This is a genomic window from Pseudarthrobacter sp. S6 (genome assembly GCF_050156575.1).
Lineage (GTDB): Bacteria > Actinomycetota > Actinomycetes > Actinomycetales > Micrococcaceae > Arthrobacter.
This window is the reverse complement of record NZ_CP189581.1, coordinates 4,053,915-4,074,604: the sequence shown is the minus strand read 5'-3', so window position 1 is coordinate 4,074,604 and position 20,690 is coordinate 4,053,915. Positions and strand designations below refer to the sequence as shown.

14 protein-coding genes are annotated in these 20,690 nt (G+C 66.1%); 12 read left to right on the top strand and 2 right to left on the bottom strand.

All coding sequences use genetic code 11. The annotated features are described in order from the left end of the window. Positions 1-435: 435 nt before the first annotated feature. The 3 genes from ACQCS0_RS19530 (at position 436) to ACQCS0_RS19520 (ending at position 5,030) form a co-directional block, all read left to right on the top strand. Positions 436-723 carry an HU family DNA-binding protein gene (locus ACQCS0_RS19530; RefSeq protein WP_056341443.1) on the top strand — a complete coding sequence of 96 codons (288 nt, stop codon included), beginning with the start codon at positions 436-438 and terminating at the stop codon, positions 721-723. A gap of 102 nt (positions 724-825) precedes the next feature. Further along, entirely contained in the window at positions 826-2,979 is a 2,154-nt protein-coding gene (locus ACQCS0_RS19525; protein WP_354223753.1) for a cytochrome c oxidase assembly protein, read from the top strand. Continuing rightward, the gene (locus ACQCS0_RS19520) at positions 2,979-5,030 is read left to right on the top strand and encodes an NHL domain-containing thioredoxin family protein (RefSeq protein ID WP_354223751.1); all 2,052 of its coding nucleotides are present in this window, start codon (positions 2,979-2,981) and stop codon (positions 5,028-5,030) included. Before ACQCS0_RS19525 ends, ACQCS0_RS19520 begins: the two co-directional genes overlap by 1 nt. A 101-nt stretch (positions 5,031-5,131) precedes the next feature. Here ACQCS0_RS19520 and ACQCS0_RS19515 read toward each other — a convergent pair whose 3' ends face one another. Next, positions 5,132-6,124: a hypothetical protein gene (locus ACQCS0_RS19515; protein ID WP_354155178.1), complete on the bottom strand. Its 993-nt coding sequence runs from the start codon at positions 6,122-6,124 to the stop codon at positions 5,132-5,134. A gap of 129 nt (positions 6,125-6,253) precedes the next feature. Beyond that, positions 6,254-7,981 (bottom strand): helicase HerA-like domain-containing protein, encoded by a 1,728-nt coding sequence (locus ACQCS0_RS19510; RefSeq protein ID WP_354155177.1) that lies wholly within the window; start codon positions 7,979-7,981, stop codon positions 6,254-6,256. Positions 7,982-8,200: 219 nt separating this feature from the next. Between ACQCS0_RS19510 and ACQCS0_RS19505 the strand changes: the two genes are divergently transcribed. From ACQCS0_RS19505 to ACQCS0_RS19465, 9 genes are all read left to right on the top strand, one after another. Further along, positions 8,201-8,791, top strand: coding sequence for a hypothetical protein (locus ACQCS0_RS19505; protein WP_354223749.1), 591 nt, complete (start codon positions 8,201-8,203; stop codon positions 8,789-8,791). Between the two features lie 185 nt (positions 8,792-8,976). Continuing rightward, entirely contained in the window at positions 8,977-9,966 is a 990-nt protein-coding gene (locus ACQCS0_RS19500; protein WP_354155175.1) for an LLM class flavin-dependent oxidoreductase, read from the top strand. Positions 9,967-10,221: 255 nt separating this feature from the next. Beyond that, the gene (locus ACQCS0_RS19495) at positions 10,222-11,271 is read left to right on the top strand and encodes a LacI family DNA-binding transcriptional regulator (protein WP_354155174.1); all 1,050 of its coding nucleotides are present in this window, start codon (positions 10,222-10,224) and stop codon (positions 11,269-11,271) included. A 62-nt stretch (positions 11,272-11,333) separates the two neighbouring features. Continuing rightward, positions 11,334-12,644: a sugar ABC transporter substrate-binding protein gene (locus tag ACQCS0_RS19490; protein WP_354155173.1), complete on the top strand. Its 1,311-nt coding sequence runs from the start codon at positions 11,334-11,336 to the stop codon at positions 12,642-12,644. 11 nt (positions 12,645-12,655) lie between these two features. Continuing rightward, on the top strand, positions 12,656-13,621 hold the full coding sequence (locus ACQCS0_RS19485) for a sugar ABC transporter permease (RefSeq protein WP_354223747.1): 966 nt from the start codon (positions 12,656-12,658) through the stop codon (positions 13,619-13,621). A 178-nt stretch (positions 13,622-13,799) separates the two neighbouring features. Beyond that, positions 13,800-14,555, top strand: a complete 756-nt coding sequence (locus ACQCS0_RS19480) for a carbohydrate ABC transporter permease (protein WP_354155190.1) — start codon at positions 13,800-13,802, stop codon at positions 14,553-14,555. 3 nt (positions 14,556-14,558) lie between these two features. Continuing rightward, positions 14,559-15,644 carry a glycosidase gene (locus tag ACQCS0_RS19475; RefSeq protein WP_354155172.1) on the top strand — a complete coding sequence of 362 codons (1,086 nt, stop codon included), beginning with the start codon at positions 14,559-14,561 and terminating at the stop codon, positions 15,642-15,644. 5 nt (positions 15,645-15,649) lie between these two features. After that, complete coding sequence (locus ACQCS0_RS19470; protein WP_354155189.1) at positions 15,650-17,755, top strand: hypothetical protein; 2,106 nt, start codon at positions 15,650-15,652, stop codon at positions 17,753-17,755. Positions 17,756-17,937: 182 nt separating this feature from the next. Then, the gene (locus tag ACQCS0_RS19465; RefSeq protein WP_354155171.1) at positions 17,938-20,577 is read left to right on the top strand and encodes a trehalase-like domain-containing protein; all 2,640 of its coding nucleotides are present in this window, start codon (positions 17,938-17,940) and stop codon (positions 20,575-20,577) included. Positions 20,578-20,690 lie beyond the last annotated feature (113 nt).

The window sequence follows — 20,690 nt, the reverse complement described above, 5'->3', positions numbered from 1 at the left end:
CCACCCAACCCCCAAAAACCACCCGCCCAAGACCACAAACACCCGCCAGCCGGCACACAGAACCCCGCCCGGCAATGAAATCCGACACCCCACCCACCACACGCAGCAAGCCCCGGTCGGCACCCCACCCAACCCGCCGGCATCGTACACTGCACAACCCACCACGCGAACTGGCAGAGCGTCCGACTGAACGCTGCAGGAACTGATAGTGGGTCCCCCGGAACACTGCAGGAACTGCAGGACCGTCCGCTGTGGGCGCAATTCCCCCGCAGTTCCACCACAATTCCGCGGAAAACCGGTGATTTCAGTCAAAAAGTCGCGGAAACACGCGGAATTTGCGGTCCTCGCGGGCCCAAGCTGGTAAGTTTTCGAAGAGTGGCTTGCACGCATGCCGCGTTCAGGCTCCAGAAATCGTGACCGTCCAGGAGGACATCAATGGCTAAGAACCGTAGTGAACTTGTTTCAGAGGTAGCAGGCAAGGCCGGCACCAGCCAGGCAGCCGTCAACTCCGTCCTCGATGCACTGTTCGAGGTATTCGAGACTTCCGTCGCCGCTGGCGAGAAGATCACCATCCCGGGCTGGCTCGCAGTTGAGCGCACCGACCGTGCAGCACGCACCGGCCGCAACCCGCAGACCGGCGAGACCATCCAGATCGCAGCAGGCCACAGCGTCAAGCTGACCGCCGGCTCCAAGCTGAAGGCTGCAGTCGCCAAGAAGAAGTAGTCTTCTTCAGCAACACCAGCAAAGGAGCGGCAACCTAAGGGTTGCCGCTCCTTTGCTTTAAGCCGATTCGCCGCGCGGGCACCGGTAGCGGACAATGGATACGTGTCTTCTGCAGCAAAATCCCGTCCCGCAGCACCCCAGCCAGGCCCCGTCGGGGGCGTCTCGGCCCGGGGTGGCGGCGTCTTGGGGATTTCCCGGCCGTGGCAGCTCGCGGGCCTCGCTGCCCTCTTCCTGGGGCTGGTGGCGGCACTCCTTTTCTCCGGCGCGGCTGCGGCCCGTGAGGTCTCTGACCCCGGAGCCCTGGTCCGATGGGGGCTTCCCGTCAGCAAGGCCATCCACAACGTGGCACTGGCGACAGTTATCGGCGCACTGATCTTCGCCGTCGGTATCCTGCCAAGGTCTGCCGGGCCCCGGTCCCGAAACCAGCAGCATGGGGACGCTCCGGAACACCCGGCCTTCGCCCGGAGCCTGGCCATTGCCGCCGCGGCGGGTGCTGCCTGGACGCTGTCTGCGGTGGCCGTACTGGTCCTCACCTACTCAGACGTTGCAGGCCAAGCGGTCGGCGGGGACGCCGAATTCACCCGCGCCTTGGTGTATTTCATGACGGACATCGATACCGGCCGGGCATGGCTGACCGTGACCATCATCGCGGCCGTGGTGACTACCGCGTTGTTTGGCGTCAGGTCCCTTGGCGGCCTTGCGCTCACGCTGATCCTGGCGCTGGCGGGACTGGTTCCTGCCGCGCTGATCGGCCACTCCTCCAGCTCGTCGGACCACGAAGGCGCCATCAACTCCCTCGGCCTGCACCTCGTGGGCGTCAGCGCCTGGGTTGGCGGCATTATTGTCCTGGCGCTGCTGTCCGGAATCCTGGCCGGTTCGAGACCCGGGACCGCCGCCGACATCACCGAACCGACGCTGCGGCGTTTCTCCTCCCTGGCCGGCTTCGCGTTCGTGCTTGTCTTTGCCTCCGGCGTTATCAATGCCAGCATCCGCATCACCAACTGGGGTGACCTCCTTGGTTCCCCCTACGGCCAACTGATCCTTGCGAAGTCGGCGGCCGCCGTAGTCCTGGGCGGCATCGGTTTGATGCACCGGCAATGGGTCATCCCGCAGCTGGGCCGCAAAGGCTCGGCAATATCCTCGCGCCGTGTGCTGTGGCAGCTGGTACTTGTGGAACTCCTGATTATGGGTGCCACCTCAGGTGTCGCCGTCGCCCTGAGCCGATCGGCCCCGCCGCAGCCCACCACGTTTGCACCCGATGCCTCGCCGGCCTTCATCATCACCGGCTACGAGTTGCCGCTTGAACTGACGCCGGAACGCTGGCTGACGGAGTGGCGCTTTGACTGGCTCTGGGTTGCCGTGGTGCTCTTCGGGCTGGTTGCCTACTTCCTGGGCGTTGCCAAGGTGTTCCGACGCGGCGACAAGTGGCAGTGGTTCCGCACCGTGAACTGGGTGATCGGGCTCCTGGTGCTGACCTACATCACGTCCGGGCCGCCGTCGGTCTATGGCAGGATCCTGTTCTCCGCGCACATGGTGGACCACATGGCATTGACCATGGTGGCCCCCATCTTCCTGGTGCTCGGAGCCCCGGTGACGCTGGCACTGCGGGCCTTGCCTGCACGCGGCGACGGTACCCGGGGGGCCCGCGAGTGGCTTCTCGTGTTCATCCACTCCAAGTTCTCCCAACTGGTCACGCACCCGCTCTTCGCCGCGGCAAATTTCGCTGGCTCGATCGTGCTGTTCTACTACTCGGACGCGTTCGGCTTTGCCATGCGGGAGCACGTGGGCCACGAGATCATGATCGTGCACTTCTCGCTCACGGGTTACATTTTCATCCTAAGCATGATAGGCACGGACCCGTTGCCCCGCCGCGCAGCATATCCCATGCGCCTGCTGCTGCTGCTGGCGACCATGGGCTTCCACGCGTTCTTCGGCGTCGCGATCATGGGCGGCACCAGCCTGCTGGCGGCCGACTACTTCGGCAACCTTGGCCGTGCCTGGGGGCCGTCCGCTCTCCTGGACCAGCAAATGGGCGGGGCCGTGGCCTGGGGCATCGGCGAAGTGCCCACCCTCCTGGTGGCCATCGGCGTCGCGATCATGTGGTCCCGGTCCGATGCCAGGGAGTCCAAACGGACCGATCGGGCGGCCGACAGGAATAACGACGCCGATCTCACTGCTTACAACGATATGTTTGCCAAATTGGCTGAACGTGATGCCAGATTGGCTGAACGCAACTCAAAGCTGGAAGGCCGCTGATGAGTGAAACCGTACGTACCCAACTCCGGGTCCGCGCCTCCGAACTGGTTGGCCGTAACTGGCTCAACACGGGCGGCAAATCGCTGGACCTCGAAGCCCTGCGCGGCAAGATCGTGCTGCTCGACTTCTGGACTTTCTGCTGCATCAACTGCCTGCACGTCATCGATGAGCTGCGCCCGCTCGAGGAACAGTACTCCGACGTCCTGGTCACCGTTGGCGTGCACTCACCCAAGTTCGAGCACGAAGCAGATCCCGTGGCGCTGGCCGCCGCCGTGGAACGCTACGAGATCCACCACCCCGTCCTGGACGATCCCGAGCTGGAGACCTGGAAGGCGTACACCGCGCGCGCCTGGCCCACGCTGGTGGTCATCGACCCCGAGGGCTACATCGTGGCGCACCTGTCCGGTGAAGGCCACGCTGACGGCCTGGCCGTGCTCATCCCCGAACTGATCGCCGAGCACGAGGCCAAGGGCACGATCCACCGCGGCTCCGGCCCTTACGTGGCGCCGGAAGCCACCTCGGGCACGCTGCGCTTCCCCGGCAAGGCACTGTTCCTGCCGGCGGGACGCGGTTCAGCGGGAACCGGTTCAGGCGCGCAGGGTTCAGCTGGGCAGCGAACGTCCGACGGCGGGACTCCGGCTGCCGCGGACACCGCCACCGGGGGTTCCTGGCTGGTAACCGACACGGGCCACCACCGTCTTGTGGAGCTGGGCGACGACTTCCAGACGGTGCTGCGCACTTACGGCTCCGGGGCCAGGGGCCACGCTGACGGCCCGGCCGCCGCCGTCGACTCGGTCCAAACGACCGCACGGTTCAACGAACCGCAGGGCCTGGTGCTGCTTCCGGAAGAGGTGGCAGCGAAGGCGGGATACGACGTCGTCATTGCAGACTCCGTCAACCACCGGCTCAGGGGACTCTCGCTCACGGGCGGCAACGCCACGACGATTGTTGGCAACGGCGTGCAGCGACTGCTGGAAACCGGCCCCGCGCGGGTGGACGAAGACGCGGCCGGGTTTACGGGCCAGCTCACCGAGCATCCGCTGGAAGTGTCCCTCAGCTCGCCCTGGGACGTTGTCTGGTCCACCAGGCTCAACGCTGTGGTGATCGCCATGGCCGGCACGCACCAGATCTTCAGCTTCGAGCCCGTCACCGGCGCAGTGGCAATTATTGCCGGCAACGGACTGGAGGGCCTGCTGGACGGCCCTGCCCACGAAGCCTGGTTCGCGCAGCCGTCCGGACTGGCCGAGGACGCCGACGGCAACATCTGGGTGGCGGACTCCGAAACGTCAGCCCTCCGCAAACTGATCATTGACGACGGCGGCACGGTCACCGTGGAGACAGCCGTGGGCAAGGGCCTGTTCGACTTCGGCTTCCGCGACGGCCCCGCGTCCGAGGCACGCCTCCAGCATCCCCTCGGCGTCACTGTCCTGCCTGACGGCTCCATTGCCATCGCCGACACGTACAACGGTGCCGTGCGGCGCTACGATCCCGCCGCAGGGACCGTGTCCACACTGGCCCGCGGACTCTCGGAACCCTCCGACGTGATTGTGGACCACACGCACGCCGCAGGCTCCGAACCGCTGCTGGTAGTGGTGGAGGCCAACAGGCATCAGCTGGTCTACGTGCCCATCCCCAAGGAAGCCCAGCAGGTTGACGAGGGCGCCTCGCAGACCCAACGGCCCAAGAGCCCGGTAGCCCCCGGGCTGCTCGAGCTGACCGTGCGTTTCAGCGCGCCCACCGGGCAGAAGCTCGACGACCGCTGGGGAGACCCCACGCAGCTGAAGATCTCCTCCACCCCACCGGAGCTGCTTGTGTCCGGCGGTGGGACCTCGGTGGGTCTGCTCCGGACACTGGAGCTGGCTTCCGGCATTCCGGAAGGCGTCCTGCACATCACCGCCCGTGCCGCCGCCTGCGACGGCCCGGAGGATGCGGACGGTGAGATTCCGGACCACGCCGCCTGCCACTTGTACCAGCAGGACTGGGGCATCCCGGTTCTCCTGACGGACGACGGCGACACCGAGTTGGTCCTGGACCTGCGCGGAATGGACTGATCACCGTCGTCGTGCTTTAGGCGAAAAGGCTGCCTCCCAGGATCTCGTGTCACGGGAGGCAGCCTTTTGCGTCTCGCGGCAGCCGGGCCAACGGCGCCGGGCTAGTAGCTCAGCAGCGGGGTGACCCTGATGGTGTCGCCGGCGACGTCCAGGCGGGTGGTGAAGCTGAAGTCCACCTCCTCGTTGAGCGGGAACCATGCGCCGGTGAAGGAACTCTGCTGGACCGCCTCCACCTTGGCCTTCCCGTCGAGGGGTGCAATCACCCAGCGGCCATCGAAGGGCTCGATGGAAATCTCCGGGTACTTCGTGATGGTCCACTTGATGGTGCCGTCGTCCACATTGTTGTTGCTGGCGAAGTAGAACGGGCAGTCCGGCTGAAGCTTTTGCTGTTTCACGGCTTCGGCGGCGCAGGTGTCCAGAAACTCCTGTACCTTCGCACCAACGTCCTTCCGCAGCTGGTCGGTGGCCTCGGTGAGCAGGTTCAAGGGAGCCACCGGGACATCGCGGGACGTCACCGTGGCGCGCGTGGCGGGAGCAGCGAAGTATTCACCATTCAGGGATGCCTCGTATTCGCCCGGGTAGAACACGGCGAATGAATTTCTGCCCTGGGGCATGTTCACCGGGACGCCGTTGAGGTTGGCTTCGCTGGCGTTCACTGCCGTCAGGCCCACTGTGGGCAGCCGCGACTGCACAAACGCCCACGTATTAAAGAACAGCCATTCGGTGCCGGTCTTCTCCAGCAGGAACTCAGTGTGAAGCCTGCTGCCATCGATCGTGTATTGCACGGGTACCACGACCTGGTTTCCTGAGCGTTCTTCGGCATCGCCGATGGTGATGTTCGCCAGGCGGGAAGCGGCCGTCTGCAGTGCTGTGCCGTCGAGCATGGCGGCATTGCTGGGCGGCACCGTGGCCCGCAACAGGCCCAGCGCCTTGCCGCCGTCGCCCTCGTGCAGGGCGTCCAGGTATTCCCGGACAGGCTGCTGTGGACTGGCCACCGTATTGTTCACCACGTTGACCCCAACGATGGCCGCGGCCACGGCAAGCATGAGGCCAAGCAGCCACGCTGCTGCCATCCTCACCAACGCCTGACTCATCTGCACTTCCCTTACGTTACCTGCAAGCCCGCTGAACACAGGTGTTGCCGCCGCCCCGTGTAGCAGGGGGCGGCGGCTTTCCTGACGCCCGACGGCGGGAAAGGCAGGGCGGACATCGTCCGGTTTTTGCTACCGGCGGCGCCGGGACGAGGTGCCGAAAACGCCGCGGAGCAGTTCCCGGCCAAGCTGCGTACCCAGGGAACGGGCCATGCTCTTCAACCCGCCGCCCAGGGCCCCGCCGAGTACTCCGGCGAGGTCTCCCGCCATGCCGCCGCTGGCAGGGGCCGCAGGCTCCGGTGCACGCCGCGAGGGCGCATCAGTGCCGGCGCCACGATCGGGCACCGGCGCGGGCCGGCTGCTGGGCCGACCCAGGATTTCCTCCTCGATCCTGCGGGCCTCGGCGTCGACGTCGGCCTGGCCCGAACCGGCCTGGCCCGGACGTGACAGCCCGGAAGCTTTCGGAGCCGGAGGCTGACCCGGGGCGGCTCCGCCGGTTGGAGTCGCGGTCTTGCCGGTGAGCTTCTCGTACGCGGAGACGTTGTCCACGGCGGTTCCGTACTTGGCGAGCAGCGCTGACCCGGCCACCGTGATTTTGACGAGTTCCTCGGTGCTCGGACCCATGACGGATTCCGGGGCGCGCAGGCGTGTGTGGGCAACCGGCGTCGGCGCACCCTTCTCATTCATAACGGTAATGACGGCCTCGCCGATCCCCGCGGACGTGAGGGTTTCCTCAAGGTCGTAGTCGCTGACCGGGAACGTGGACACGGTGGCCTTCAGGGCCTTGGCGTCCTCGGGCGTGAAGGCGCGGAGAGCGTGCTGGATCCGGTTGGCCAGCTGGCCCAGGACATCGGCGGGGACGTCTTTGGGGGTCTGGGTGACGAAGAAGATCCCCACGCCTTTGGAACGGATCAGCCGGACAGTGGTGGTGATGGCGTTCAGGAATGCCTTGGATGCGCCGTTGAACAGCAGGTGGGCCTCGTCGAGGAAGAACACCAGTTTGGGCTTGTCCAGGTCGCCGGCTTCGGGGAGGTCCTCGAACAGGTCCGCCAGCAGCCACATCAGGAAGGTGGAGAACAGCATCGGCTTGGTCTGCAGCGTGGGCAGCTCCAGGCATGTGATAACCCCGCGCCCGTCCGGGGCGGTCCGGAGCAGCTCGGCCGTGTCGAACTCAGGCTCGCCGAAGAACCGTTCCAGGCCCTGTGCTTCCAGGTTCACCAGTTCGCGCAGGATGACGCCGGCGGTGGCCTTGGACAGGCCGCCCAGTTCCTCCAGCTCGTCCTTGCCTTCGTCCGAGGTGAGGAACTGGATGACCGCGCGAAGGTCCTTGAGGTCGATCAGCTCGAGGTTGTTTTTGTCCGCAAAGTGGAAGACCAGCTGCAGGCTGGACTCCTGGGTGTCGTTTAGCTCCATCACGCGCGAGAGCAGGATGGGGCCAAACGAGGTGATGGTGGCACGGACCGGAATGCCGTTGCCGTCGCCGCCCAGGGCCAGGAACTCCACCGGGAACGTTTTGCCGGCCCAGGCCTGGCCGATGCTGTCGGTGCGCGCCTTCAGCTTCTCGCTGCCGGCGGCCGCCGTGGCCAGGCCGGAAAGATCGCCCTTGATGTCCGCGAGAAACACGGGAACCCCGGCTGTGGACAGCTGCTCGGCCATCATGTGCAGCGTGACGGTCTTGCCGGTGCCGGTGGCGCCGGCCACCAGTCCATGCCTGTTCATCATGGCCAGCGGCAGGCGGACCTGGGCTTCCTTGTGGAGTTCGCCGTCAACAATGGCGGCGCCCAACTCGATGGTGGCACCTTCCAGGGTGTAGCCCTTCTGGATGGTGGCGAGCTTCTCGGCAGTGGTTTTGTTGTCCATGCCGCTAGCTTAGCGGGGCCGCCGAAGCGAGTAGTGGCCCGGCGATTCCCCTCAAAAAACGAGTACTCACGCCAAAAAGACAGGTGACCACTACGCGTGTGCCGGGGAGGATGCCTAAAATACGCTGGGAACTGTGTTGCAGCCGGAGCTGGCTGCCCCTACGGTCTCAGGAGCTAGAAATGCCCATCGCCTCATCAAAATCTGCCCTCACGCGGCGACTTGCTGCTGCGGTTGTACATCACCGACCAGCAGGCCGTCCTGGATGCACGGAAGTCCGTCCTGGCCGACGCCCAACAGGCCCAGGCCGCGGCCGAATCCGCAGTGGAAGCGAAGAAGACTGAGCTCGCAGCCCTGCAGAGCCAGCTTCCCGGCCTTCAGGCTGCAGTCGATGGGGCCAACAGTGCCGTGACGGCAAAGACCAGCGAGATCGCCGCGCTCAACCAGATCGCAGACAAATTCGTAGCCGACCTGGCCAACGTCAACGCCCAGATCACCGCCAAAGAAGCGGAAGTACTGGCCCTGCAGACACGCGTGACTCCGCTGCTGAGCCAGCTCAACCAGCTCAACGGGGAAATCAGCGCCGCAGAGGCAAACCTGGCGTCCCTGCAATCGCAACTGACCACTCTCGACGGGCAGGTTACAGCGGCGCAGACGAAGCTTCGGGAACTCCAGGGCCAGAAGAAGCCGAGCAACGACGCAGTCAAAGCACAGAAGGATGTTGTCACCGCCCTCCAGGCCAGGCTCGGGGACGTTCAGAAGCAGATCGCCGCCGTTGATTCATCAATCGCCCTTGGGGGTTGCGCCGTCTGATTCGTGAGTCCAACCCAACGCGGGGTCACATCGCGCCTATAAAGTCCTCCGGGATGGGCGCGATGTGACCCCGCGTTGGTTTAATACCGGCAGAAATATCCCGGGCGCCGCCGTCGTTGTCCACTGTGCGCCCGCCGCGACCCGGCCGGCCACCCTACGAAAAGCATTGAAAGGCCGGCACCGACGTGACGCTTCCCCTCTCCATCCTTGATCTGGCAACTATCGGCAAAGGCCAGACGGCGGCGGAAAGTTTCGCGGGCAGCGTGGCCATGGCGCAGCGTGCCGAGGAGCTTGGCTACCGGCGGATCTGGTACGCCGAGCACCACAACATGTCCGCGATCGCGTCGTCGGCCACAAGCGTGCTGATCGCCCACGTGGCCGCCCACACCAAGACCATCAGGCTGGGTGCCGGCGGCGTTATGCTGCCCAACCACTCGCCGCTGACCATCGCCGAGCAGTTCGGCACCCTGGAAACGTTGCACCCCGGCCGGATCGACCTTGGCCTGGGCCGCGCCCCCGGCAGCGACCAGAACACCATGCGCGCGCTGCGCCGGGACCCCATGTCCGCGGACACTTTCCCGCAGGACGTCCTGGAGCTGCAGGGCTACCTGACCGGTCCCACGCGGATCCAGGGCGTGGAGGCCACCCCCGGCAAGGGCACCAACGTCCCGCTGTACATTCTGGGTTCATCGCTTTTCGGCGCGCGCCTGGCTGCCCAGCTGGGCCTCCCGTACGCTTTCGCCTCGCATTTCGCGCCCAACGCCCTGCAGGATGCCGTGGCGGTCTACCGCAGCGAATTCAAGCCGTCGGCCCAGCTGGACACCCCGCACGTGATCGCCGGCGTCAACGTGGTTGCCGCCGATACCGCTGCCGAAGCGCAGGCGGCTTTCCGGGCCACCCTGCGCGCCCGTGTCTCGCTGTTCTTCGGCGGCGGGCGCGAGTTCTCCGACGACGAAGCGGACATGATCCTGGACTCTCCACAGGGCCAGCACGTCTCGCAGATGATGACGTACTCGGCCATCGGAACCCCGGATGTGGTGCTCGACTACCTGGACGGGTTCGCCAAGCACTCCGGCGCCGACGAACTGATCGTGGCGCACCAGAACACCGGCACCGAGGCCAGAATCCGCTCCGTGGAGCTGCTCGCGGAGGGTGCCGGGCTGGCCCGTGTCTAGTCCCGGGCAGCCACCAGCGAGCGGTGACTTACCGTGTCACGCCACGCACCTTTTGGAAGGCCCGACGGCGGGGTCCCCCCGGAATCACGCGGCGGGCGCCGCCGTCGTGGTCCAAAAGCGTGCCCTGCGTGACGCGATTCGTATCCGTAGGTCCGCCGGGCCCTTGACATCCTTCTACTGAACCGGTTAAGTAGAGCTACTGAACCGGTTCAGTGGCGTGAGTCACGGGACCCGAAACCCGAAGGGCCCCACATCATGGCAGTAACCATCAGCGACGTCGCCCACGCGGCCGGCGTCAGCAAAGGTGCTGTCTCTTATGCGCTGAACAACCAGCCCGGCGTCAGCGACGCCACCCGGGGCCGGATCCTCCAGGTCGCCAAAGAGCTTGGCTGGAAGCCGAGCCTCCGCGCCAAGGGACTGTCCTCCGCGAAGGCGTACGCCTTGGGCCTGGTGGTGGCCCGCGATCCCAAGCTCCTCGGCACGGACCCGTTCTTCCCGGCGTTCATTGCGGGCATCGAAACCACCCTCGCCGAGCACGATTACACGCTGGTCCTGAGCGTTGCCACCGCCCCCGGTGCCGAAGAGCGGGCCTACCGCAAACTGGCCGACGGCGGCCGCGTGGACGGCGTGATCCTGACCGATGTGCGGCACAACGATTCCCGGATCGGCCTGCTGCGCGAGCTCAAGCTGCCGGCCGTGACGCTTAACAGGCCGGATGCGGACTCACCGTTCCCGGCGGTTTCCATGGATGACACGGACGGCATCACGGCCGCCGTCGAACATCTGCTCGCCCTGGGGCACGTCCGGATCGGTCACGTGGGCGGCGCCCAGGAATACATCCACGGCCGCAGCCGCCGCCAGGCCTGGGAAGCGGCCATGGCTGCTGCCGGCCTCGCAGCGGATCTGTTCGCCGAAGCAAATTTCACGGCGGCCGGGGGAGTGGCCGCCACCGCGGAACTGCTCCGCCGGCCGTCCCGGCCCACCGCGATTGTCTACGCGAACGACCTCATGGCGACGTCCGGCCAGTCCTTCGCCCAGGCCCAGGGCCTGAGCGTCCCGGGAGATCTGTCCATCACCGGTTACGACAATGCCGAGTTCACGCAGTACCTCAACCCGCCCCTCACCACGATCGCCACTGACCCCATGCGCTGGGGCAGAGTTGCTGCGCAGGCCCTCCTGGACCAGCTCAACGGCACGCACTCCGGCCAGGATACGGAACTGCAGGCACCTTCCCTGCTGATCCGCGCCTCCACCGGCCCCGCCCCATCCGCAACCACCAAGCCAGTCCCCCAGCAATCCCCATAGCAAGCAATAAAGCACACCAACCAGTAGCAGATCCCCACCGGGACCAGTACCAAGGAGTCGCAATGAAGCGCTTTACCAAAGCCACGCGGATATTGTCAGTGGCCGCCCTGACCGTAATGGGGGCGGGCCTGGCAGCCTGTGGCAGCAGCGGCGGGGGTGGCGACGGCGGTGGCTCCAGCTCTCCCACGACCGCCAAGGGCCCCATCAAGATCTGGTACTCCAACAACGAGTTCGAGGTGAAGTGGGGCAAGGCCATGGTGGAATCCTGGAACTCCGCGCACGCGGATCAAAAGATCGACGCGCAGGAGATCCCGGCCGGCAAGAGTTCCGAGGAAGTGATCGGCGCTGCCATTACCGCCGGAAATGCGCCCTGCCTGGTCTTCAACACGGCCCCCGTGGCCGTGCCCCAGTTCCAGAAGCAGGGCGGCCTGGTGGCTTTGGACAGCTTCCCCGACGGACTCCAATACATCAAGGACCGCACCGGAGACCTCGCTGACCAGTACAAGTCCGCGGACGGCAAGATCTACCAACTGCCCTGGAAGTCCAACCCCGTGGTCCTCTTCTACAACAAGGACCTCTTCGCCAAGGCCGGGCTGGATCCGGCAAACCCGAAGCTCGGGACGCAGGCCGAACTGCTGGACGCGGCACGGACCATCGTGAAGACCGGTGCAGCTCCCAACGCCCTCTGGCCCTCACCGGCCAGCGACTTCTTCCAGGCCTGGTTTGATTTCTATTCCTTCTACGCAGCCAACACGGACGGCACCCCGCTGGTGAAGGATGGCAAAGCCACCTTCAACAGTGACAAGGGCAAACAGGTAGCCGCCATGTTCCAGACGCTCTACAAGGAGAACCTAGCTTCCAAGGAGGTCTACCAGGGTGATTCCTTCCTGGAAGGTAAGGCCGCCATGTCGCTGGCAGGACCATGGGCCATCGCAGCCTACAAGGGCAAGGTCAACTGGGGCGCCGTTCCGGTCCCTGCTGCCACTGCCAAGCTGGCGACCTCCACATTCTCGGATGCCAAGAACGTGGCCATGTACAGCGCCTGCCAGAACCAGGGCACTGCCTGGGAGGTCATGAAGTTCGCCACAAGCATGGAGCAGGACGGCAAGCTGCTGATCGGGACCGGCCAGATGCCCATGCGCAAGGACCTGACCACGGCCTACGCTGACTACTTCACCCAGAACCCCGCCTACAAGCAGTTTGCCGACGAAGCCGCCCGCACGGTGGAGGTTCCCAACATCGCCAACTCGGTGGAGGTCTGGCAGACCTTCCGCACCGCCTGGTCCAAGTCAGTGATCTTCGGCAACGAAGCCATCGACTCCTCATTCCAAGGTGCTGCGGACAAGATCAACCAACTGGTAGCCCAGAAGTAGCGTGACCCCCAATGTCACTCCGCTCCTCTGAAGGCAACCCCGTCACGGGGAAACCGGTTGGTGGGACGGCGGACCGGCGGCTGGCACCCAGGAAGCGCAAAAACTTCCTGGGCAGTCAGCCGCTGGGCTTGCTGTTCAGCGCTCCCTACGTCATCTATATCTTTGCTGTCCTGGCCTACCCGCTGGGCTACGCCGTCTATATCTCGCTTCACGACTTCTTCTTCACGGCGCCCCATGTCAAGGTGGACCGGCCGTTCGTGGGCCTGGACAACTACGTCACCGTCCTGACAGATCCCGCCGTCCTGCGCTCCTTCGCCAATATCGGCGTCTTCCTGGTCATCAATGTTCCCCTGACGGTGATCCTCTCGCTGGTGCTGGCCAACGCCCTGAACCGGGTGACGAAGTTGAAGACCTTCTTCCGGGTCAGCTACTACGTCCCGTACGTGACGGCCAGCGTCGCCGTCGTCGGAGTATGGCTGTTCCTGTTCCAGCAGAACGGACTGGTCAACGCCGTGTTGGGGCCCTTGGCCCCGAACCCGTCGTGGCTGACAAACTCCTGGCTGGCCATGCCCACAGTCGCGTTCTATGTCACCTGGAAACAGCTGGGATTCTTCATCCTGCTTTACCTGGCCGCCCTGCAGAACATCCCCGATGAGCTGTATGAATCGGCGGCCGTGGACGGCGGGAACAAATGGGTCCAGTTCTGGAACATCACCGTTCCGGGCGTCCGGTCCGCCAGTGTCCTGGTCACGCTGCTGGCCACCATCACCGGCGCGAACCTGTTTACCGAGCCGTACCTCCTGACCGGAGGCGGCGGCCCCGACGGCGCGTCGACGTCGCCGGTGTTCCTCATGTATCAGAAGGGCATCCTGCAGGGGAACCCTGACGTTGCGTCCGCACTGGGCGTGGTCCTGGTGATTGGCGTCCTGCTGATTGCCCTGATCCAGAAACGCCTTGTCGGCGGAACGGAGGACTGACGTGTCTGTCACCAACGAACAAAATGCCAAAAACGACGACGGCGCCAGCAGCCGTCCGGAACAATCGGCAGCCGCCCTGCGTCCCGACTCGGGCGTCGAAAAACGCCTTAACCTCGGTGTGGGCAGCTTCCTGTTGCTCGCAGTGGGCGCCTTTGTCTTCCTTTTTCCCTTCTATTACATGTTCATCGGATCGCTGCAGACCTCCCCGGACACCTCCGTGGGCGGGGCGTTCCCGAACCCCGGAAACCTCACGGGTGAGAACTATGTCAACATCAACGGCTCCATCAACCTGCTGAAGGGCCTGGTCAATTCCGGGATCTTCACCGGCGGCGTGATCCTTTTTACCGTGGTCTTCGGCCTCTTGGTGGGCTACGCGCTCGCCCGGATGCAGTTCCGGGGCCGCGGAGCCGTGTTCGGCCTGATGCTGGTTGTGCAGATGATCCCGTTCCAACTGCTTCAGATTCCGCTGTACGTCATGATCGTTCGCGACTACGGCCTGGCCGACACCTACCTCGGAATGATCCTGCCCTTCGCCATCAACTCCACCGCGGTGTTTGTTTTCCGCCAGTACTTCCTCCAGCTTCCCTCGACCTTGTTCGAGGCCGCCCGCATTGACGGAGCGTCGGAGCTGCGGATCCTGTGGCAGATCGCCATCCCCCTGGTCCGGCCGGCCATCGTCACGGCCATCCTCCTGACCTTCATCGGGCCCTGGAACGAGTTCCTCTGGCCGTTCCTGGTCACCAAGGACCAGGCCATCCAGCCGCTGGCTGTTTCCCTGGCCAACTACATCTCCAACGTGGCCGCCACGGCGTCCAACCCGTTCGGTGCCATCCTTGCCGGTGCCTGCGTCCTGGCGGCCCCCGCCGTCGCGCTGTTCATTTTCTTCCAGCGCCAGTTCATTTCCACCAATATCGGTTCCAGCGTAAAGGGCTAATCCATGACTTCCCCTCACACTTCTGCACTCCCCACTGTCCCCTTCACCCTCACCCGTGCCGGCGTCATCATGACCCCCGAACCCGGCAACGACTTCGAGGCCGAGGGCGTCCTCAACCCCGCCAGCGGCCGCGGCCCGGACGGCGAGCTGTACCTGCTGCCGCGGCTTGTGGCCACGGGCAACGTGTCCCGCGTGGGCCTCGCCAAGGTGGTCATCAACGAGGAGGGCGTGCCCACCGGTGTGGAACGCGAGGGCGTGGTCCTGTCCCCGGACGAGGGGTGGGAACGCGGCATGAACAACGCCGGCACCGAGGATCCGCGCACCACCTGGGTGCCCGCCCTTGGCAAGCACCTCATGACCTACGTGGCGTATGGCCCGCTGGGACCCCGCCTCGCCTTCGCCCACTCTGAGGACCTCCGGAACTGGGAGCGGCTGGGCCCGTGCTTCTTCGAGTATCAGGCCGATCTCTCCATGGACCTGAACCTGTTTCCCAACAAGGATGCGGTGTTCTTCCCGGAGCCGGTGAACGACCCCGACGGCGTGCCCTCCTACGCCATGCTGCACCGCCCCATGTGGGACCTGGGCTGGATCCGTCCCGGCGAAGGCGAGCACCTGCCCGCCGGCGTCACGGACAACCGTCCCGGCATCTGGATCTCTTACGTGTCTGTGGCCGACGTGGAGCGCGATCTGCGCAACCTGGTGCACATGGGCAAGCACCGGCTGGTGGCCCTCAGCGAGTTTCCCTTTGAGGAACTGAAGATCGGTGGCGGCCCGCCCCCCATCCGCGTGGACGAAGGCTGGCTCCTGATCCACCACGGCGTGGCCGGCAAGATGGCCGCGTCTGCCTTCGAGCAGCAGCAGAACGTCAACTACACCGCGGCGGCCATGATCCTGTCCGCGGATGACCCGTCCCAGGTGATTGCCCGCAGTGACAAGCCGCTCCTGGCCCCGGAAACCGAGGACGAGATTTCCGGGATCGTGCCAAACGTGGTGTTCCCCACCGCGATTGAGAAAATCGGCGACCAGCTGTTTGTGTTCTACGGGATGGCCGACTCCAAAATCGGTGTGGCCAAACTGGACCGGGTCTGACGGTGATGCTTTCACCGAAGGGCACGCGGCCGGTGGTGACGGCGGTGGCCGTTTCCCTGCTGGCTGTTTCGCTGCAGGCCAGTGCCGTCACGGCGGCCCCTGCCGCGCCGCCGTCGTCCTCCAGTGCTGTAACGGCACCCGCGGCGCCTGTCCTGTCGCCTGAATTGGCCGACGGCGGCAGCCTGACCAACCTGGACCACCTGGACTTCCTGCTGGACACGGTTCCGCTGGCTCCGGTGACCGGGCACACCACCTACCGGCTGGAGCAGGACCCAGAGGCCGAAGCGCCGTGGACCTACGCCGACAGGAACGACGACGGCAGTTATGACCGCGTGGGCGGCGGGAATCTGGACCCGGTCACGGGCGACTGGACCCAGGGCGCCTACAACGCGGACGACATCGCCCGCACCGCCGTGGTGTACCTGCGGCACTGGAAACAGACAGGGGACCTGGCGAGCAAGGAGCACGCCTTCCAGAACCTTCGGACGCTCACCTACCTGCAGACAGTTGCCGGCCCGAACGCCGGCAACGTCATCCTCTGGCAGCAGGCGGACGGCAGCCTGAACCCCAGCGCCACTCCCGTGGAACTGCCGGACCCGTCCGACTCCGCGGAATCCTACTGGCTGGCCCGCACGGTCTGGGCCCTGGGCGAAGGCTTCGCAGGGTTTGCCGAGACCGATCCGGAGTTCGCCGCGTTCCTGCAGGACCGGCTGCACCTTTCCCTGGGCGCACTGAACCGCCAGTCCCTGGCCAAGTACGGCACGTTCGACACAGCCGACGGCGTCCAGGTTCCGGCCTGGCTCATCGCCGGCGGCGCGGATGCCTCCGCCGAGGCGGTGCTGGGGCTGGCCGCCTATGTGGAGACCGTTCCGTCCGATGCCGTGGCCACCACGGCGCTGTCCCGGCTGAGCGAGGGTGTGGCCGCGATGTCTTCCGGCTCGGCCACCCAATGGCCGTTCGGCGCGATCATGCCGTGGAACAAGTCCCAAAGCCTCTGGCATGCGTGGGGCGGCATGGCCCCGGCCGCTGTGGCCATCGCATCCACTGTCCTGAACCGGCCCGACCTGCTGACGGCAGCCGTGAAGGACACCGCGCAGTTCACGCCGCAGCTGCTCGCTGCGGGCGGACCGGACAACGCGTGGAGCCCCGCTCCCGGCGAAGCCCAGATCGCGTACGGCGTGGATTCCCGCGTCCAAAGCCTGGTGGCGACGGCGGAAGCCGCTGATGCCCCGGGCCTGCTGGACGTGGCCGCCATCGCCGCGGGCTGGTTCTTCGGCGCCAACCCCAACGGCGCCCCCGCCTACAACCCGGCCACAGGCGCGGCCATCGACGGGATCGAAACGGACGGCCGGATCAACCCCAACTCCGGCGCCGAATCCACCGTCCACGCCCTCCTCACGATGCTGGCCCTCGACTCCGACCCGGAACTCCGGGCCAAGGCCTTGGGGATCAGCGTGACCGAAGGGACCAACGGGCTCAGCGTGGTGGAAGCCGAGGCGGGCACCATCACGGGGGCCGGTATGGTGGTGCGGCCGCCGTCGTCCTGGACCGGTGAAGCCAACATTTCCGGCGGCGCCTACGTGGACCTGAAGGCGGGGGGCACCCTCACCATTCCGATGCCCGCGGCCGACCAGCCCAGCAACATCTTCCCCATCGTGAACCAGGCGATTACGCCCTCGGGCACCACCACCTGGACCTCGGCCAAGGGCCCGCTGGGCACCACGGCCAACGGCGGGGCAGGGGCGCAGGGCATCACCGACGCACCCGGCATCCTCATCCCGTTCACCCTGCGGCGGGCCCTCGCTGCCGGCCTGACCTCGGTCGCCGCCGGCAGCGACGGCCACGCCGCACTGGACGCACTCCTAGTCCAGCCGCTGATCTCCACGGTGTCCGTCTCCGGTTCCGGCGGCGACTCCACGCTGTACGTCAGCGCGGCCAAAACCACCACGGTCCAGAAAGTGAGCGTGCCGGAAGGGTTTGTGCTGGTCCAGCGCCAGTACGACTCCGCCGGCCAGCCCGTCAAGGGCTCCAAGGACAACGCCGGCACCACGTCCGGACGCGTCACGGTGGCGCCGGGCGGCTTCACGATGGTGACACTGACCGCCGGGTGACCCTGACCGCCGGCCGGTCGGCGTGACACGACGTGACGCAGGGCCGGCGGCGGAAGGGAGGTCCGCCGTCGGACTTTTACACAGCCGCAATAAGTGGGACTTTCGGAGGAAATCGTCCGGGCGGACAATTAAACTGCCCCCTCCGGCCTTCCCGGGCCAGGCCCTGCTTAAGGAGTGCACGCATGGCTACGCCGTTGAACCAAAGCGTGGCGGATTCCGCCCTGCTGACCCGATCGCTGCCGCTGGGGCTGCTGCGGACGTTCATCCAGTCGGACCTGGCGGACGAAGGCTTCACGCCCACCCTCCTGGCCGAACTGAAAGTCCTGGCCCGCGTCCCCGGGCTGCTGGTGGCCTGCAACTACGGCGGAACACTGTGCGACGCGGAGGGAATCTCCACCGAGACCCTTCCCCTGGGGAGCGCTGCGATCGCGCTCCGCGCCCTGGCCGCCCTGCCCAACACGCATGCCGCCGTTATCTCGGGGCGCTCGCTGCGTGACCTGGCCGCAGTGTCGCGGCTGCCCGCGGAGGTGCATCTCATCGGATCACACGGCGCGGAGTCGGACATGGCCTTCGCCCACAGCCAGGACCTCGCCACCGAAGCCACTCTCCACACGGTAAGCACAGCCCTGACTGAGGCCGTGGGATACCAGGAGGGCATCTGGATCGAGCGGAAGCCGGTGGCCGTGTCCGTGCACACCCGGCCGGCCTCGCCCGACGTGGTGCAGGTGGTGACGGAAACGGCGCGGGAGATCGCCAGAGCGCATGGGCTGTTCTTCATTGTGGACGGTTCGGTCCTGGACCTCTCGGTAACGGAACCGGCCAAGGCTGACGCCCTGGAAAACCTCCGGTCCCGGCTGGGTGCCAGTGCGGCGCTGTACGCCGGGGACGCCTACAGCGACGAACTGGCCATCGCTACGCTCCGCGGCCCTGACCTGGGGTTGCGCGTGGGACAGGGGGAGACCCGTGCTTTCCACCGGCTGCGCGACCCGGAATCCTTCGCCCGCATCCTGGCCCTCCTGTTCGAGCTGCGGCGGGCCTGGCTTTTCGGCGAGGACGCAGTGGGGCTCGAGCGGCACACGATGATCGGCAACGGATCCTCCACCGCGTTGGTCACTCCGGATGCCAAGGTCTGCTGGATGAGCCACCCGCTCCCGGATTCAGGGTCGCTGTTCGCCCACATCCTGGGCGGGGACGCCGCCGGGCACTTCTCCGTGGAGCCGCTCAAGTCCTCGCAAGTTCTGGGCCAGCGCTACGTGGACAGCACCATGATTGTTGAGACGCGCTGGGCGGACGTGACCGTCACGGACTACCTGGAGCCGGCACCGGAAGGGATCACCAGCCTGGTCCGGGTGCTCTCCGGCACCGGTGGCGCCAAGATCGTTTTCGCACCCCGGCCGGACTACGCCAACGCGCCGTTCAGTATGGAAGCCCGCGGCGACGAACTACATGTGGTGGGAACCTCCGATCCCATTTTCCTTTTTGCCACGGGCGTCAGTTTCACCATCACCTCGGACGGCCTCCACGCCACGGCCACCGCTTCGGTCAACCTCCAGGACGGCCCGGTGGTCCTCAACCTGCGCTGCGGCGACACCGAACCTGCGCAGGTGCACCCCGGCGGGGAGACCGACCGGCGGGCAGGGGTGGCGCTCCACTCCCGCCGCTGGGTGCAGGAACTGGAGCTGCCCTCTGTGAAGCCATCGCTGGTCCGCCGCTCAGCCCTGGTTCTCCGCGCCCTTGTGCACGAGCCCACGGGTGCCGTACTGGCCGCGCCCACCACGTCCCTGCCCGAAGGAATCGGCGGCACACGGAACTGGGATTACCGCTACTGCTGGCTGCGGGACGGGTCCATGACCGTGAACGCTCTGGTGGACCTGGGATCCACGGCGGAGGCGGCTGGGTTCCTCAGCTGGCTGGGCCGGATCCTTGAGCACGCGCCGGGCCCGGAATGGTTGCATCCGTTGTACTCGGTGACGGGGGCGCCCCTGTCCACGGAGGCCGTCATTGACAGTCTGCCCGGGTATGCGGGTTCCCGGCCGGTCCGGATCGGCAACGCCGCGGACCACCAAGTCCAGCTGGATGTCTTCGGTCCGGTGGCCGAACTGATCGACAGCGTCAGCTCACGAAATGGTGTCCTCGAGGATGACCACTGGGACCTGCTGGTGCAGATGGCGGCGGCCGTCCTGGCCCGGTGGCACGAGCCGGACCACGGCATCTGGGAAGCCCGGCGCCCGCCGCGGCACCACGTCTACACAAAGGTGATGTGCTGGGTGACGCTGGACCGCGCACTCCGGACCGCTGCCCGGAACGGCAGGGCGCCGGACCCGTCGTGGGAACCCATGGCCCGGACCATCCGCGAAGAAGTCCTGCGCGAAGGCTGGGATGACTCGGCCGCGTCCTACACGGTGGCCTACGACAGCCCCGACCTGGACGCAGCCGTCCTGCACATCGGTCTTTCCGGCCTGCTGGATGTCACGGACCAGCGGTTCCTGGACACCGTCACCGCCGTGGAACGGGAACTGCGGGTGGGCCCCACCGTGTTCCGGTACAGGTACGACGACGGCCTGCCGGGTTTGGAGGGCGGCTTCCACATCTGCACCACCTGGCTGATTGAGGCCTACGTTGCGGTGGGCAGGATCGAGGAGGCCTGGGACCTGTTCGACCAGCTGGTGAACCTCTTCGGCCCCACCGGCCTGCTGCCCGAGGAATACGATCCCAGCACGGAGACACACCTGGGAAACCACCCGCAGGCCTACTCGCACCTGGGGTTCATCCGCTGCGCCCGAATCCTGGACAGGCACAGGCCGGAGGTCAAGAGGCCGTAACCTTGCGCGAACGGACAGTTGAGGCCCTGCCGGGGAGGGCCTCAACTGTCCGTTCGCGCTACGGGCCGTGGTGTCAGCGGGCCGCGGAGAAGATCTGCGGGGGCGGGCCGGGT

Bases quoted from the DNA above. Each gene is read 5' to 3' on its own strand.
- ACQCS0_RS19520 (WP_354223751.1), top strand. From the start codon at position 2,979: ATGAGTGAAACCGTACGTACCCAACTCCGGGTCCGCGCCTCCGAACTG.
- ACQCS0_RS19465 (WP_354155171.1), top strand. From the start codon at position 17,938: ATGGCTACGCCGTTGAACCAAAGCGTGGCGGATTCCGCCCTGCTGACC.
- ACQCS0_RS19475 (WP_354155172.1), top strand. From the start codon at position 14,559: ATGACTTCCCCTCACACTTCTGCACTCCCCACTGTCCCCTTCACCCTC.
- ACQCS0_RS19515 (WP_354155178.1), bottom strand. From the start codon at position 6,124: ATGAGTCAGGCGTTGGTGAGGATGGCAGCAGCGTGGCTGCTTGGCCTC.
- ACQCS0_RS19470 (WP_354155189.1), top strand. From the start codon at position 15,650: ATGCTTTCACCGAAGGGCACGCGGCCGGTGGTGACGGCGGTGGCCGTT.
- ACQCS0_RS19495 (WP_354155174.1), top strand. From the start codon at position 10,222: ATGGCAGTAACCATCAGCGACGTCGCCCACGCGGCCGGCGTCAGCAAA.
- ACQCS0_RS19510 (WP_354155177.1), bottom strand. From the start codon at position 7,981: ATGGACAACAAAACCACTGCCGAGAAGCTCGCCACCATCCAGAAGGGC.
- ACQCS0_RS19480 (WP_354155190.1), top strand. From the start codon at position 13,800: ATGTTCATCGGATCGCTGCAGACCTCCCCGGACACCTCCGTGGGCGGG.
- ACQCS0_RS19530 (WP_056341443.1), top strand. From the start codon at position 436: ATGGCTAAGAACCGTAGTGAACTTGTTTCAGAGGTAGCAGGCAAGGCC.
- ACQCS0_RS19490 (WP_354155173.1), top strand. From the start codon at position 11,334: ATGAAGCGCTTTACCAAAGCCACGCGGATATTGTCAGTGGCCGCCCTG.
- ACQCS0_RS19485 (WP_354223747.1), top strand. From the start codon at position 12,656: ATGTCACTCCGCTCCTCTGAAGGCAACCCCGTCACGGGGAAACCGGTT.